The 15,029-nt window shown below is 33.5% G+C and carries 17 protein-coding genes; 14 read left to right on the forward strand and 3 right to left on the reverse strand.

From position 1 onward, the window contains the following. Positions 1–10: 10 nt before the first annotated feature. Positions 11–808, reverse strand: a complete 798-nt coding sequence (locus MHH66_RS08010) for a cell wall hydrolase (RefSeq protein WP_002088026.1) — start codon at positions 806–808, stop codon at positions 11–13. Positions 809–1,189: 381 nt separating this feature from the next. Here MHH66_RS08010 and MHH66_RS08015 point away from each other — a divergent pair, with 381 nt between their 5' ends. From MHH66_RS08015 to MHH66_RS08060, 10 genes are all read left to right on the forward strand, one after another. Then, on the forward strand, positions 1,190–2,179 hold the full coding sequence (locus MHH66_RS08015) for a phosphatidylinositol-specific phospholipase C (RefSeq protein ID WP_002128693.1): 990 nt from the start codon (positions 1,190–1,192) through the stop codon (positions 2,177–2,179). Positions 2,180–2,384: 205 nt separating this feature from the next. Then, the gene (locus MHH66_RS08020) at positions 2,385–3,794 is read left to right on the forward strand and encodes a glycoside hydrolase family 1 protein (protein ID WP_002167763.1); all 1,410 of its coding nucleotides are present in this window, start codon (positions 2,385–2,387) and stop codon (positions 3,792–3,794) included. Positions 3,795–3,824: 30 nt separating this feature from the next. After that, positions 3,825–4,532 carry a GntR family transcriptional regulator gene (locus MHH66_RS08025; RefSeq protein WP_002088023.1) on the forward strand — a complete coding sequence of 236 codons (708 nt, stop codon included), beginning with the start codon at positions 3,825–3,827 and terminating at the stop codon, positions 4,530–4,532. Between the two features lie 193 nt (positions 4,533–4,725). Next, positions 4,726–4,920, forward strand: coding sequence for a hypothetical protein (locus MHH66_RS08030; protein ID WP_002014626.1), 195 nt, complete (start codon positions 4,726–4,728; stop codon positions 4,918–4,920). A gap of 32 nt (positions 4,921–4,952) precedes the next feature. Further along, entirely contained in the window at positions 4,953–5,633 is a 681-nt protein-coding gene (bshB2, locus tag MHH66_RS08035) for a bacillithiol biosynthesis deacetylase BshB2 (protein ID WP_078184328.1), read from the forward strand. After that, positions 5,633–6,430: an alpha/beta fold hydrolase gene (locus tag MHH66_RS08040; RefSeq protein ID WP_002185094.1), complete on the forward strand. Its 798-nt coding sequence runs from the start codon at positions 5,633–5,635 to the stop codon at positions 6,428–6,430. Before bshB2 ends, MHH66_RS08040 begins: the two co-directional genes overlap by 1 nt. Before the next feature lie 67 nt (positions 6,431–6,497). After that, positions 6,498–7,931, forward strand: a complete 1,434-nt coding sequence (pdxR, locus tag MHH66_RS08045; protein ID WP_002033714.1) for a MocR-like pyridoxine biosynthesis transcription factor PdxR — start codon at positions 6,498–6,500, stop codon at positions 7,929–7,931. Between the two features lie 33 nt (positions 7,932–7,964). Continuing rightward, positions 7,965–8,321: a CidA/LrgA family holin-like protein gene (locus MHH66_RS08050; RefSeq protein ID WP_002190466.1), complete on the forward strand. Its 357-nt coding sequence runs from the start codon at positions 7,965–7,967 to the stop codon at positions 8,319–8,321. Positions 8,322–8,344: 23 nt separating this feature from the next. Further along, complete coding sequence (locus MHH66_RS08055; RefSeq protein ID WP_002088016.1) at positions 8,345–9,016, forward strand: LrgB family protein; 672 nt, start codon at positions 8,345–8,347, stop codon at positions 9,014–9,016. A 65-nt stretch (positions 9,017–9,081) separates the two neighbouring features. Then, a complete protein-coding gene (locus MHH66_RS08060) occupies positions 9,082–9,504 on the forward strand; it encodes a YfmQ family protein (protein ID WP_002088014.1) in 423 nt (140 codons plus the stop codon). Between the two features lie 27 nt (positions 9,505–9,531). On the opposite strand, the gene MHH66_RS08065 is transcribed toward MHH66_RS08060, so the two are convergent. Both MHH66_RS08065 and MHH66_RS08070 read right to left on the reverse strand, forming a co-directional pair. Further along, positions 9,532–9,933: a CBO0543 family protein gene (locus MHH66_RS08065; RefSeq protein WP_044442960.1), complete on the reverse strand. Its 402-nt coding sequence runs from the start codon at positions 9,931–9,933 to the stop codon at positions 9,532–9,534. After that, entirely contained in the window at positions 9,908–11,086 is a 1,179-nt protein-coding gene (locus tag MHH66_RS08070; RefSeq protein ID WP_078184327.1) for a DUF2515 domain-containing protein, read from the reverse strand. The genes MHH66_RS08065 and MHH66_RS08070 overlap by 26 nt, the downstream gene beginning before the upstream one ends. Before the next feature lie 473 nt (positions 11,087–11,559). Between MHH66_RS08070 and MHH66_RS08075 the strand changes: the two genes are divergently transcribed. From MHH66_RS08075 to MHH66_RS08090, 4 genes are read left to right on the forward strand one after another with little or no spacing between them, the layout of a single operon-like run. Continuing rightward, positions 11,560–12,546 (forward strand): UDP-N-acetylglucosamine 4,6-dehydratase family protein, encoded by a 987-nt coding sequence (locus MHH66_RS08075; protein WP_078184326.1) that lies wholly within the window; start codon positions 11,560–11,562, stop codon positions 12,544–12,546. Then, positions 12,543–13,451 carry an NAD-dependent epimerase/dehydratase family protein gene (locus MHH66_RS08080; protein ID WP_078184325.1) on the forward strand — a complete coding sequence of 303 codons (909 nt, stop codon included), beginning with the start codon at positions 12,543–12,545 and terminating at the stop codon, positions 13,449–13,451. The genes MHH66_RS08075 and MHH66_RS08080 overlap by 4 nt, the downstream gene beginning before the upstream one ends. Beyond that, positions 13,451–13,795: a DUF6572 domain-containing protein gene (locus MHH66_RS08085; RefSeq protein ID WP_207553931.1), complete on the forward strand. Its 345-nt coding sequence runs from the start codon at positions 13,451–13,453 to the stop codon at positions 13,793–13,795. The genes MHH66_RS08080 and MHH66_RS08085 overlap by 1 nt, the downstream gene beginning before the upstream one ends. Positions 13,796–13,844: 49 nt before the next feature. Then, a complete protein-coding gene (locus MHH66_RS08090) occupies positions 13,845–14,909 on the forward strand; it encodes an undecaprenyldiphospho-muramoylpentapeptide beta-N-acetylglucosaminyltransferase (protein WP_078184323.1) in 1,065 nt (354 codons plus the stop codon). The last annotated feature ends 120 nt before the right edge of the window (positions 14,910–15,029 follow it).

Here is a 15,029-nt window from a genome sequence, read left to right on the forward strand (position 1 = left end):
AATTATAGTTTTATTTAGCGAAGACGTGGTTACCGATTACCGCTACTGTTTGACGTGTCGTAATCCATTTGTTTGTTGAAGTTTTTGGATTATAAAAATAAAGCCAATCAGAATGTATTCCATTTGTAGAGATAGCCTCTTCTACTGCCATTTTTGCTTCTGCGCTTGCAGGCTGATTAATTCTACCATCGGTAACAGGAGTAAATGCATATCCGCGTTTAATAGGTTCATAAATAACACCTGTTATTGTATTTGGAAAACCATTTGCATTTACACGATTCAAGATAACTTTCGCCACCGCTACTTTTCCTTTATATGATTCGCCACCTGCCTCAGCAGTAACTAAGCGTGCCATTAAGTCTTTTTCTTTTTCTGAAATACTTGAATTGATTTTTAAATGTTGTCCTGTATAAAGCTTGTTTCCGACTGTATTGTTAATTTGTTTTATAGATTGAACGGTAACATTGTAACGCTTTGCTATAATTTCTAATGAATCTCCCGGCTGTACTTGATAAATAATTTGTCCAGAGATGTTCTTAGGTTTGTCGTTTTGATGAACAGTGACCTCATTTGATTTCATGGATCCTGGAATATGTAACTGTTCACCAATAAAAGTTTGATCTTTTCCTTTATTATTTGCTTGTTTAATAGATTGTATTGAAACTCCATATTGTTTACTGATACCCCAAAGTGTATCATTCTTTTTTACTGTATGAATGGTGGAAGCCTCAGCTACACCTTGATTACATACGAATGTAATTGCTGCCGCAGATAAAGGAATTATATGTTTTATTTTTAATAATTTCATTGTAAATCCTCCCAATAAAAAATTAAGTTTTAACTGTTGAGTAATGTAGTTCAGAGTATATAAGGTATGTATTTATATTTTAATATAAGTATATTAGCACGTATAGAATAAATAATCATTATAAGTTTTTTATTTATATCATGTAGGACCCAAATATGAAATATTGCATATGAAAGCCCATTGAAGTTCGAGTTGTTGCTTACTATAATTTATCTAGTGAAAAGGGATATTAAATTTTTTTAATGCATTGAGATGAGAATATGTGGATGTTTTTAAATTTTACTTCTATGCAATATACCATATTTATGAAACATTATTTATTAAGTAGCTTATATTATATTCAATAAGTTTGATATAAAACAGAAAAAGAGAGGGATAAAAATGAGCAATAAGAAGTTTATTTTGAAATTATTCATATGTAGTACTATACTTAGCACATTTGTATTTGCTTTCAATGATAAGCAAGCAGTTGCTGCTAGCGCTGGTAATGGGCTTGAAAACTGGTCAAAATGGATGCAACCTATACCCGATAACGTACCGTTAGCACGAATTTCAATTCCAGGAACACATGATAGTGGAACGTTCAAGTTGCAAAATCCGATAAAGCAAGTATGGGGAATGACGCAAGAATATAATTTTCGTTACCAAATGGATCACGGAGCTAGAATTTTTGATATTAGAGGGCGTTTAACAGATGATAATACGATAGTTCTTCATCATGGGCCATTATATCTTTATGTAACATTGCATGAATTTATAAATGAAGCGAAACAATTTTTAAAAGATAATCCAAGTGAAACGATTATTATGTCTTTAAAAAAAGAGTATGAGGATATGAAAGGGGCAGAAGATTCATTTAGTAGTACGTTTGAAAAAAAATATTTTCCTGATCCTATCTTTTTAAAAACAGAAGGGAATATAAGACTTGGAGATGCTCGAGGAAAAATTGTGCTACTAAAAAGATACAGTGGTAGTAATGAATCTGGAGGATATAATAATTTTTATTGGCCAGATAATGAGACGTTTACGACAACTGTAAATCAAAATGTAAATGTAACAGTACAAGATAAATATAAAGTGAGTTATGATGAGAAAGTAAAATCTATTAAAGATACGATAAATGAAACGATTAACAACAGTGAAGATTGTAATCATCTATATATTAATTTTACAAGCTTGTCTTCTGGTGGTACAGCATGGAATAGTCCATATTATTATGCGTCCTACATAAATCCTGAAATTGCAAACTATATGAAGCAAAAGAATCCTACGAGAGTGGGCTGGGTAATTCAAGATTATATAAATGAAAAATGGTCCCCAATACTTTATGAAGAAGTTATAAGAGCGAATAAGTCACTTGTAAAAGAGTAAAGATTGTCATAGTAAGAAGCGATGAAATACATCGCTTCTTTTTTGTTTTCTAAAAATTAACATCAAATATAGCTTTACATATCGTACGTTCATGATAGAAAAAAATCGAAACTTAAGCTATAATTACTACATATAAAATTTGCACCTATAAATTTTATATGTAGTAATGAATTTGATTTATTGTAATGAAACGGAGGTATATATTATGAAGTTTCCACATGATTTTTTATTCGGGGCTGCTTCAGCTTCTTATCAAGTAGAAGGTGCATGGAATGAGGATGGAAAAGGTGTTACGAATTGGGATGAGTTTTCAAAAATTCCTGGCAAAACATACGATGGAACAAATGGTGATATAGCGGTTGATCATTATCATCGATATAAGGAAGATGTTCGTTTAATGGCTGAGATGGGATTGGAATCGTATCGTTTTTCGATTTCTTGGGCGAGAATATTGCCGACTGGAGATGGAGAGGTAAATGAAAAAGGAATTGAATTTTATAACAATTTAATTGATGAATGTTTAAAGTACGGGATTGTACCGTTTGCCACTTTATATCATTGGGATCTACCATTACCGTTAGAAAAAGATGGTGGGTGGACGAATAAACGAACAGCAGAGGCTTTTGTAAAGTATGCAGAAATTTGCTTTAAGGCATTTGGTGATAGAGTGAAACATTGGATTACTTTTAATGAAACAGTAATGTTTTGTGGATTAGGCTATTTAAAAGGTGCACATCCACCAGGAATACAAAATGATGTTCCAAAGTATTTTCAAGCGACTCATTATGTATTTTATGCGCATGCGAAAACAGTTGCGGTGTACAAGCAGCTGAAACAGTATGGGGAGATTGGGATTACACATGTTTTCTTACCTGCTTATAGTGTGGATGATCAAAAAGAAAATATACTAGCAGCAAATCATGCGAATGAATATGAAACGTACTGGTACTACGATTCAGTTTTAAAAGGTGAGTATCCGTCTTATGTTGTACAACAATTAAAGGAAAATGGGTGGACTCCTAATTGGACGGTTGAAGAATTAGAAATCATTAAACAAAATGCTGAAAAAAATGATTTTATTGGCTTGAATTATTATCAGCCAATACGAGTAGAAAGATATGATATGGATATAAAGAGCGAGGAGCATTCTCGAGAAAACTCAACACTTGCTCCAGGTAATCCTTCTTTCGATGGTTTTTATCGAACAGTAAAAATGGATGATAAAACATATACCAAATGGGGGTGGGAAATATCTCCCGAAGGTTTCTTAGATGGATTGCATATGTTGAAAGCGCGTTACGGTGACATAAAGATGTATGTAACGGAAAATGGACTTGGTGATGAAGATCCAATCATTGACGGAGAAATTGTAGATGTTCCGCGAATTAAATTTATTGAAGAGCATTTAAAAGTAATGAAGCGTGCAATTCAAGAGGGAATTAATTTAAAAGGTTATTATGCATGGTCAGTTATTGATTTATTAAGTTGGTTAAATGGATATAAAAAGCAATATGGCTTTATTTTTGTCGATCATAATGATAACTTAAAACGTAAGAAGAAACTTTCGTTTCATTGGTATAAACATGTGATCGAAACGAGAGGAGAAGAGTTATAACAGATAAAAGAGTATTTTAGGAGAAAGTGTATGAGTGCAAAGTATAAACAAATTGCAGATGTGTTAGAGCAAAACATTCGAGATGGGCTTTTTAATGAAACGAAAAAATTACCTACAGAAGAAGCGTTGATGAATCGATTTGAAGTAAGCCGTAATACGATACGTAAAGTAATTAGTCAGCTTGTGAATAGAGGTTATATTTTTCAAGTGCAAGGTAGTGGTATGTTTTTACGTGAAACTTCTGTAACAGATTACATTAATTTAGGAAGTTTACGTGGATTAACGAAAAATCTCGTTTCACAAAATATTGAAACGAAAGTGCTAGAGATTGAAGTAATAGAGGCAAATGAAGAGATAGTAGAACGGATGCAATGCGAGATTGGAACTAGGTTATATTTCTTGAAGCGCGTAAGAATTGTAGATGGGAAACCATTCTCTATTGAAGTAAGTTATTTCAAAAAAGATATCATTCCTTATTTGAATGAAGAAATAGCATTAAGTTCTGTATACAGTTATTTCATTGAGGATTTACGATTAAATATTGGCTTTGCCGATAAAGTTATTAGTTGTGAAAAAATAAATAAAGAAAATGCAAAGCTTTTAGAACTAAATGAAGGTGATCCAGCGCTTCTTATTGAAAATACAGTTTATCTTGTAAATGGAACAATTTTTGAGCTATCTCAATCAATGTTTCATTATGAAAAGACCAAACTTTTAAATCGAATTAATTTTAATTGAAAATGAATATAAGTAGCCTTGTAAAAAAGCAACTGGTCCTAAGTGAGCAGTTGCTTTTTATTTTTAAAGTGGATGAGCAAAAAAACACAAAAGTGGTTGGTCCGTTTTTTACAAACTTCTATTATGATAAGAGAAGAAAGGTAGTATTTTATTCATGCTTTAAAATAGACTGGCCTTAGAGAGGTGGAAGACAATGAGTTTTGCGATTTCACTAGTTGTTATTATTGTAGTTGTATCACTATTTGGGACCGTACTAGTCGCACGAAATGTAGAAGAGAATTACGGTAAGTCTACAAAGAGGAATGTAAAAAACTTATCTGCTATCTATATCATTCTTCTTTTAGGGCTTCTTGTGGGAGTTACTTGGTATGCGGTCGTTATTTTATAGAGTGTGTATATGATGAAGGAGTTAATGCATTGATGAAAAATGAGCGCCATGTTTTAGTTGTTTTCCCGCATCCAGATGATGAGTCGTATTGTGTGGCTGGCACAATTTTGGCTTATACGGAGCAGAAAGTCCCTCTTACCTATGTTTGCTTAACACTTGGTGAAATGGGGAGAGCGATGGGGAATCCACCTTTTGCAACTCGTGAATCTTTATATACAATTAGAGAGAAAGAGTTAAAGCGAGCTACAAATATTTTAGGGATTGAAGATTTACGTATGATGGGATATCGTGATAAAACTCTTGAATTTGAAGAGCCTGGAAAATTAAGAAGCTTGATTCAAAACTGTATTGAAGAATTGAATCCTTCTGTAGTTATTTCTTTCTATCCTGGGTATGCAGTTCATCCGGATCACGATGCAACAGGGGAAGCAGTAGTAGAGGTCTTAGCTAATATTTCGGAAAGTAAACGACCAGCCTTTTATGCTGTAGCTTTTTCGAAAAATCATGAAGACGAAATAGGACCTCCAGGTTTTAAAAATGAAGTGAAAAAATATGTTTCGAAAAAATTGGAAGCATTACGAGCACATGCATCACAATTTACAACTAAAGTGGATGAGCTGGAAAGGGAGTATGAAGACGGTATTTCAGGCACAGTTGAGTGGTTAGAAAGAGAACCGTTTTGGATATATTCATTCAAAGATAAAAATATGTGATGCTACATCTGAAGGTGATGAATATGTATTTTGAATATAAGAATCGAAAGATTTTTTACAATATAGAAGGATCGGGTCCTGTCATATTGTTTTTACACGGTCTTGGAGGAAATTCGAATAATTGGTTATATCAAAGAAAATACTTCAAGAAGACATGGACCGTAATCTCACTCGATTTACCTGGGCATGGGAAATCCGAAGGGATGGAAATTAGTTTTAAAGAATATTCAAATGTTTTATATGAGTTATGTAATCATTTAAAGCTAAAATCAGTAACAATTTGTGGTCTTTCAAAAGGAGCTAGAGTGGGTATCGATTTTGCTATTCAATATCCACGTTTTATTTCTAGCTTAATTGTTGTAAATGCATTTCCCTATTTAGAACCGGCAGATCGTAAAGAACGACTTGAAGTATATGATTTACTTAGCTTGCAGGATAAAGGGAAAACTTGGGCTGATACGTTATTGAGAGCAATGGGAGTAGAAGATAATGATGCAATTGTCCGAGGATTTCATCAATCCCTACAAATGATTCATCCGACGCATATTCAAAGGCTATTCGCTGAATTAGTTGATTACGATCAAAGACCATACCTCTCTAACATTGCATGTCCTGCATTAATAATACGAGGAGAGAATGATTATTTTGTTCCGGAAAAGTATGTGAGAGAATTTGAAAAACACCTGAGAAACGTGACCTTCGTTGAGTTGAAAAATAGTGGGCACTTGCCTTATTTAGAACAGCCTACTAGCTTTAATGTGACGGTAGAGGCATTTTTAAATCATGCGCTTGATTAATACCATTTTTGCAGTGAATACTGTTATTAATGAGTTCAGGGCACCAGCTTGGAGAGGAGGGAACTAAATGGAATGGCAACCGAATCGTGAAGATAAGATACCAGTTTATAAACAAATTGCTGATTACATTGAAAGAGGCATTTCTACCGGTGAATTCCCTTCTGATAGAAAATTACCTTCCGAGCGTATGTTAGCACAGAATTTACAAGTGAACCGGAGTACGGTCGTAGCTGCTTATGAGGAATTGAAATCACTTGGGGTAGTAGAACGGAAAAAAGGAAGCGGCACTCGGGTGAATACAGATATATGGGGTGTGTCACATAAACGAATACCGAACTGGGGTAGGTACGTTGAGGATGGATCGTTCTTACCTAATGTACCACTTGTTCAACAAATTCGAACGGAAACACAAAAAGATGATTTAATCAATTTAGCGAGTGGTGAATTGTCATCAGATTTAATTCCGAGTGATAGATTTCGAACAATTTTGTCGGAGAAAACATTTATGGGAAATCTCGGTTATGACCATCCGCTTGGAAATGAAATGTTGCGAAAAACCATTGCGGCACATGTCGAGCAATATAAACAAATAGAAGCAGATTCAAGCTCTATTCTTATTACATCTGGAGCTCAGCAAGCACTTAATCTTATCGTTCAATGTTTGTTAAAGCCTGGAGATGCGATTGCAATTGAGGATCCCTCCTATTGTTATTCACTTCCGATGTTTAAATCAGCAGGTTTAAAAATATTCCGTTTACCAGTTGATCAGCATGGTATGAATCCAGATGACTTAATCGATTTGCACAAAAAGCATCGCATTCGTATGGTGTTTTTAAATCCGGATTATCAAAATCCAACTGGAACGGTACTTTCATTGGCAAGACGTAAAAAGGTTTTAGAACTATCTTCTGAATTTGGTATACCGATTGTAGAAGATGATCCGTATAGTTTGACTTCTTTTAATGGAGAAGTGAATCCAACATTGAAATCGATGGATCAAAATGGGAATGTTCTTTATGTGAGCTCATTATCAAAAATTGTTGCATCAGGATTACGTATTGGTTGGGTAATTGGCCCCACGCGCGTAATTGAGAGATTGGCAGATGCGAAGCAGCAAGTTGATTTCGGTCATAGTGTATTTACACAGTGGGTAGCGAACCAATTTTTAGAATCTGAGGATTTTCATACGCATATTACGTTGCTTCGTGGACAACTGAAACAAAGAAGAGATGAGTTAATTAGAAAGCTTGAAGAAATATTAGGGGATCAGATTGAATTTTTTGTTCCTGAGGGCGGAATACATTTATGGTGCAAAGTGCAAGGAACGTTTGATGAATATCATTTACTAGGTGAATCTATACAAAATGGTGTAGCATTTGTCCCAGGAAGCGTCCTAGGTTCGAAAAGTGAATATGTCCGATTTACTTTTGGCAGAGCGAATGTAGAACAAATTCAGCTTGGAGTTACAAGGTTTGCGGAAACATTAAATGAGATTTCATAATAGTGAAGCGTAATATGGAAATGAGGGAAAGAAATGAAGTACGTGACGCTTTTACTTCAAGTAGGCGTGCTATATGTGTTTAGCTTAGCTGGTACGTGGATTCAAGGAGTATTCCATCTGTCGATGCCAGGAAGTTTAATAGGGATGTTAATATTGTTTCTACTCCTTTCTACTCGTATTTTTCCATTAAAGTGGTTTGAGGTCGGGGCAGAAAAGTTAATAGTATTTTTACCGTTATTTCTAATTCCTTCGACAACAGGATTAATGGAATATGGATCTTTTCTTTTAAGTAAGGGGAGTGTTATATTCCTTTTAGTAATTGCAAGTACGGTAGTAACATTGATTGTTTCAGGGTATGTAAGTCAATTATTAGTAACATCAAAAAAATAAAATCGACAAGGTGCACGATTCAAATGGTCTTAATTATTATTACTGTAGTAATTTATTTATTGGCGACAAAGTTATATAAAAAATTTACGTTTCCATTTACGTTACCGGTATTAACAGTTACAGCAATTATGATTTGCTTATTTTTGATATTTGGTATTTCTCATCATGAGTATAAGGAAAATGGGGGAGACATTCTTTCAGGTTTTTTGAGTCCTGCAATTGTAGCGTTAGCCATACCTCTATTTAAAGAGCGAAAGATACTTATGAAAAACTTTTTAGCGATACTAATCGGCGTAGTGATAGGTATAGTGGCTTTAACGAGTATGAATGTAGTGATTGGTGGAATTTTAAATATAGATAAGGAACTTATATTAACAACTTTACCACAATTAGCGACAATGCCTATTGCCATTTCATTAGCGGATCAAATTGGTGGCATTCCATCTATGACTTCTAGTTTTGTAGTTGTTGCAGGAATAACAGGTGCTATTATCGGACCGACAGTACTTAAGTTTTTCCGAATAACAAGTACGATTGGAAAAGGAGTGGGGATGGGCTGTGCATCACATATTATTGGTGTGAGCCGTCTAGTGAAAGAAGGAGAGAAAGAGGCAACTATCGGTTCGGTAACGATGATTGTAACAGGGATACTTATTAGTATATTAGTACCTTATGGAGTGAAATTTTTATTTTGAAAATTAATGAATCGTAATAAGGAGCATAACACTACTCATTTTAGAGCGTAATGGAGATGATTAAAATGACAACATGGTTTATAGTTACATTATTTATTTTTGGTGCTCTTAAAGTACTAGTTTCTAGTATGCCAACTTCTGTTGTAGAATCAATTATTAGTAGATTTGAGTTACACCAAAAACTTGATGAGGAAAATACTACTGTAACGGTAGATGGGGAAAGTATAGAAGGAGAAATGAAACTGCAAGTTATTCATGAATTTAACGAGGCTTTATTTTTAGATAAACATTATTTTCCGCCGCAAGGGAATGGTACACCGATAGTCATGGAGACGAAGAAAGGAAAAAGAGAGATTAGATTTTCTATATATAGCTACGAGGAACACGTTGATGTAGTAAAGCAATATAAGAAGAAAGTAGTTGCATATCGTTTGCGATCAAAAAGCCTTCAAAGTCGTTCAGTAGCAGTAACTGAAGATTATGCTTAAGGAGAGACCGTTATTATAACGGTCTCTTTATTTTTGCATCCAAGTATATAATTTCCAAATAAGAGAAAAGAAAATGATATATCCAAATAAAGAATAAGCATGATGCCAATTCCCGTTATGTACAAATAAACCTAACCTCTCAGCAACTTGTTCAAAAATACTAGCACAAAGCCCTATTAAAATAATAAATAGAGTTCTAGAAACTGCAGATAATGTTTTTGAAATTTGTATGAAAATGATTGTTAAAATTGGTAGCACAAACAACGTAAAGCCTATGTTAACTGAAAATATAGATGAGAAAGGTCTAACTGGAAAGGAATATATTTGTGTATGCACAAAGAAAGCATCTAAGCAAGTTCCAATAATAGAAGAAAGTAAGACTGTAACTAATAATGCTAAAAAATCATTCTTCTTCTCGAAGGAGGACATTTTTCTTTGCGAGAATTGCGAGTTCAATTTTTTCGAGTGTTTTGCAGTAGTCTTCTGTAATTTGTCCATTTATATTTTCCTCCTTATCAACTAAATAATTTACAACTTGCCAATCGTTAAACCAATCTTCATTTTCAACTTCTTCATGTTTCATATCCCGCCATGCATAGATGAGTGCAGGGCTGTATATACGATACGCGTCACTACGTAACTGGCATTTCTTTATTCGGCGTTTATAAAACTCACGCGAAAAAGATTCATTTACACTAGAAAATAAATGAGGCCAATAATCTTTTCTTGAGCCTGTATGTGGATGGTGATGGACCCAGTTTATTATTTGAGATAAAATATGTGTATCCCGAAATAACAATGAATACAACCTTTTTCCAATTAAGATTCGTTCATGCAAGGACGTAAAATGTTTCATTGTATCACCAAATAGTAATACTTTTTGTTTCTTATCATTTTCGTAGAATGGGAAAAGGATATGATTAAACTGAAAGAAATCAAAGAGTTTAAATCCAATACTATTTAGTACAGTCTTTTGAAAGTGTACATTTTGAATAACCCTTTTTTCTAAGTAGTTTTGTTCATTAATAATAGTTGCGATCGCCAATGTTTTTTTGTTACCTGTTTTCCAAAAATCGTTCCACATCGTTTCCATAAATGTAGAAACATTTAGGTGAGGAAGAAGATGAAATAGCTTTTGTGATTTTTTAACACTTTGTTCATATAGCAAAAATTGAGGATATACATCTTGAAAAATGAGCCAATTTCCTCTTTCTAAAAAAGAAAAAAATGTAATTTGATCCTTCTCTGATAAAATCCTCGTATATAAGTCTCCCTTTAAATCAGTCATATTCCAACCACCGTTACGTGATACCATATGTCCAAGTAGTGCCCAATGTATTTCGGGATATTGAATGTAAAATTGGTAGTATGCACGTGTTCTTGTGACGTTATTTTTATTTAGTTCTTTTGTCTGAGCTTTAATTTTATCGATGATAAGTTGCTCTTCTTTCGTTAATTTATATATGGTAACAGAAGAGATGAGATCGCTTTTTTGTTGTAACTCGTTTTTCACGTCGAATAGGGAGAGAGGGAGTGCTTTTGAGAATTCTTTAGACGTATTGTTTGAATTGCTTTGGTACATTCCATTACCTCCCTTTTCTATGAGTTTAAATGTGGTATTGGTTATGAATCATTCCATTTATCTCGCTATTAACGAGCAGTAAGACTCCCATCTCAAAAGTCGGCTAAAGCAAAGAAGTTAGGTGAGGGTGGGGCTGGGGCTGCTCGTAAAAGCCCGATTGATTCAACTAATAATCAGTGGGGGATGGACAAAATCCCCACTAATTAAAGTTTCACTTTATTTTATTACGAGTATAAGAAATAAATGAGCGGTGTTTTTTAAACCAGTAATATAGTTATCATTCAAACAGTATAAAGAAAATCTAATTGCTAAGAAGTGAAATGAAAAACAGAAACTATTAAAAAATAGTTTCTGTTTTTTTATTTTGTCAATTAAATGTAACAAACGACGATTATGATTTGAATCAATTGAAAATAATTCAATAACCTTAATAAATACAATTTGAATTGAAATGTATGGTAGGAGGAAAAGGAATGCTTAATAAAATAATTTTAATTACTGGTGGTACAGGTTCGTGGGGACACGAACTTATAAAACAACTATTAGAAAAATCACCGAAAGAAATTAGAGTTTTTTCAAGGAATGAAACGGTTCAGTTTGAAATGCAGCAACAGTTTATAAATGAAGAGAGATTGAAATTTATTATTGGAGATATTCGTGATAAAGAGCAACTAATATATGCTTGCCAAGGTGTACATTATGTATTTCATCTTGCAGCTTTAAAGCATGTTCCAGTATGTGAATATTATCCTTATGAAGCTATAAAAACAAATATACATGGTACGCAAAATGTAATTGAAGCATCTATCCAGAATCAAGTTGAGAAAGTTATATATGTTTCAACTGATAAAGCGGCGGATCCATCAAATACGTATGGGATGACAAAAGCAATTGGTGAAAAATTAATGGTTCATGCGAATGTGCAAACGAAGAAAACAAAATTCATTTGTGTTCGTGGCGGAAATGTTCTAGGAACGAGTGGAAGTGTGGTACCGCTTTTTAAAAAGCAAATTAAGCAATCTTCAAAAGTAGGGATTACTGATGCAAATATGACTAGATTTTTCTTAACCATTGAAGATGCTGTTGGATTGTTATTTAAAGCAGCATCTGAAGGAAGAGGAGGAGAAATCTTTGTTATGAAAATGCCAGCATGTAAAATAACGGATTTAGCAAGAATATTGATTGAAGATTCGAAAAAAGAAAGCGTGAAGATAAAAGAGGTAGGGATAAGACCTGGTGAAAAATTAAGTGAAATGCTTTTATCTGAGGTAGAGAGTAAAACAAGTATTAGTTTTGATCAAAATTATTTTGTGGTACTACCGACTATTCCTATAGAAGGACTTCAAGAATATTATGCTAGTTATCCGCTTGTGGATGTGAAGAGTTTTAGTTCTCAACAAGACTTACTTACAAAACATGAGGTGAAACAAATGTTAGAAAAAGGAGGGTTTTTACGATGAAAAGAAATGCGAGCCTTTTAATAACTGGTGCAAATGGATTCACAGGACGTCATGCTTGCCAATATTTTTTAGAGCAGGGCTTTCATGTAATTCCTATGTTTCAAAATCGTTCACATAGAGAAAAAATCGAAAATGGTATTACTTGTGATTTAACAAATAAGAGTGAAGTAATGAAGGTAATTAAACAAATAAAACCAGACTATGTATTGCATTTAGCAGGAAGAAACTCAGTTAATGAGTCTTGGACAGCTTCTCTGGAATATATAGAGATTAACGTAATAGGGACTTTATATTTATTAGAAGCCATTAAGCAGGAAGCCTCGCATTGTAAAACATTAGTTATAGGATCTACATTGCAAGCAGATAGTATGAAAAACATAAAAGTTTCAAATCCATATAGTTTAAGTAAAACTATGCAAGTCATTATTGCGGAGGCTTGGGGCGGATTAATGGATTCAAATATTATCATTGCAAAGCCCTCAAATTTAATTGGTCCAGGAGTATCGAATGGTGTTTGTTCAATTCTCGCAAAAAAAATGATAGATATAGAATCGGGTAGAAGTAAAGCGATTATTGAAGTAAACAGTTTGAAAGATAGTAGAGACTTTCTAGATGTACGTGATGCAGTTAAAGCGTATCATGTGTTATTACGTGATGGTATAAATGGAAAACAATATAATATTGGATCAGGAGTAAAACGCTCTTTATTAGATGTATTGGAACAATATAAAGGATTAACACAGTTGAATTTTACTATAAAAGAAACAGAGAATAGTGAGAGCGGCTCAAATGAAAGTTTAGTATTAGAGGATATAAAAAAGTTAGGTTGGGTTCCAGAAATCCCATTTCAGCAATCATTAAAAGATGTACTTGAGTATGCGAAGTGTAGTGACATCTGCATTTAATGAAAAATATAAAAGGATGTAAGAAATATATGAATTGTTATGAGACTATAAATAATCAAAATATGCTATCGCTTTCGATTGTTGATACGCTGGATTGGAAAGATGAAGAAGAACATGTTTTGAGCATCTATGAGGCGATAAATACATGTCGAGCATATGTGGAAAAGGTTAATCGAAAACCCAAAACAATATATACAGGAACTAGTCCTGTAATCCAAGTCTTTACTCAGTATGAATGTAGTGAGTATGGAAATGATTTTTATGAACTCATCAAAGATCTTTTGCAAGACATAGGTCTGGAGTTAAAGATTTATATAAATCATAGTAAGTTAATGTACATTTGAAAGATTACTATAAAGCTAGACTTTTAATGATAAAGGTGGGATATAAGCTATGAATAAAACGATTCTCTTTACTGGGGGCGGTACAGCCGGACACGTAATGATTAATATGGTATTGATTCCTAAATTTATAGAAAAAGGATGGGGAGTTGAGTATATTGGATCTCAAAATGGAATTGAAAAATTATTAGTTCAAAATGTTAAGTACAATAGTATTTCAACGGGGAAGCTCCGGAGATATTGGGATTGGGAGAACTTTAAAGATCCTTTTAAAATTATAAAAGGCTGCTTACAAAGTTATAAATTAATTAAGAAAATAAAGCCTGACGTTATCTTTTCTGCAGGAGGATTTGTTTCAGTTCCTGTAGTTGTAGGGGCATGGTTAAATAGTGTACCTATCGTAATACGTGAACCAGATAGCACGTTAGGACTTGCAAATAAAATAGCATTACCTTTTGCTACAAAACTATGCACAACATTTCCTCATACAGGGGATAATGTAAGTAACGAGAAGAAGGTTTATGTAGGACCAATTGTAAGGGAAGAAATTGAGAGAGGTAACGTATTACGAGGAAGAAGGTATTGTGAATTTCAGCAAGATAAGCCAGTATTGTTAATAATGGGTGGGAGTCAAGGTGCTAAGTGGATAAATGATATGGTAAGGAAAAGTTTAGATACATTATTATTAAGTTTTAATATTGTTCATATGTGTGGTAAAGGGAAGGTGGATCCTTCTATCGGAATGGAAGGTTATATGCAATTTGAATATATAGGAGAAGAGTTGCCACATATACTGAATATGGCAAGTGTTGTAGTTTCCAGAGCGGGTTCTACTGCTATTTCAGAATTGTTATATTCGAAGAAACCGATATTACTTATTCCGTTAACTAATGGTTCCAGTAGAGGGGATCAAGTTTTAAATGCTGACTATTTTTCTAGGCAAGGGTATGCGGAAGTATTACTTCAAGATAGAATAAGCACCAGTACATTTACAGATGCGGTAAATAAGTTGTATATAAATAAGGAGAGATATATTCAAAACATGAATGGATATAAGAAAACAAATGATGAGGGGATTCATCAATTAATAGATATAATAAATGAAGTGGTGAAGTAATAGAAATTTAAATAGAAAAACAAAACAAAACAAAAGGAAAGAAGGTATCTTCTTTCCTTTTTACTATAGTTGTTCAAATTCATTATTACCTATAACGATTACATTCCGTATAGAGTTATA

This window comes from Bacillus sp. FSL H8-0492, from assembly GCF_038006145.1.
Taxonomy (GTDB): Bacteria; Bacillota; Bacilli; order Bacillales; family Bacillaceae_G; genus Bacillus_A; species Bacillus_A mycoides.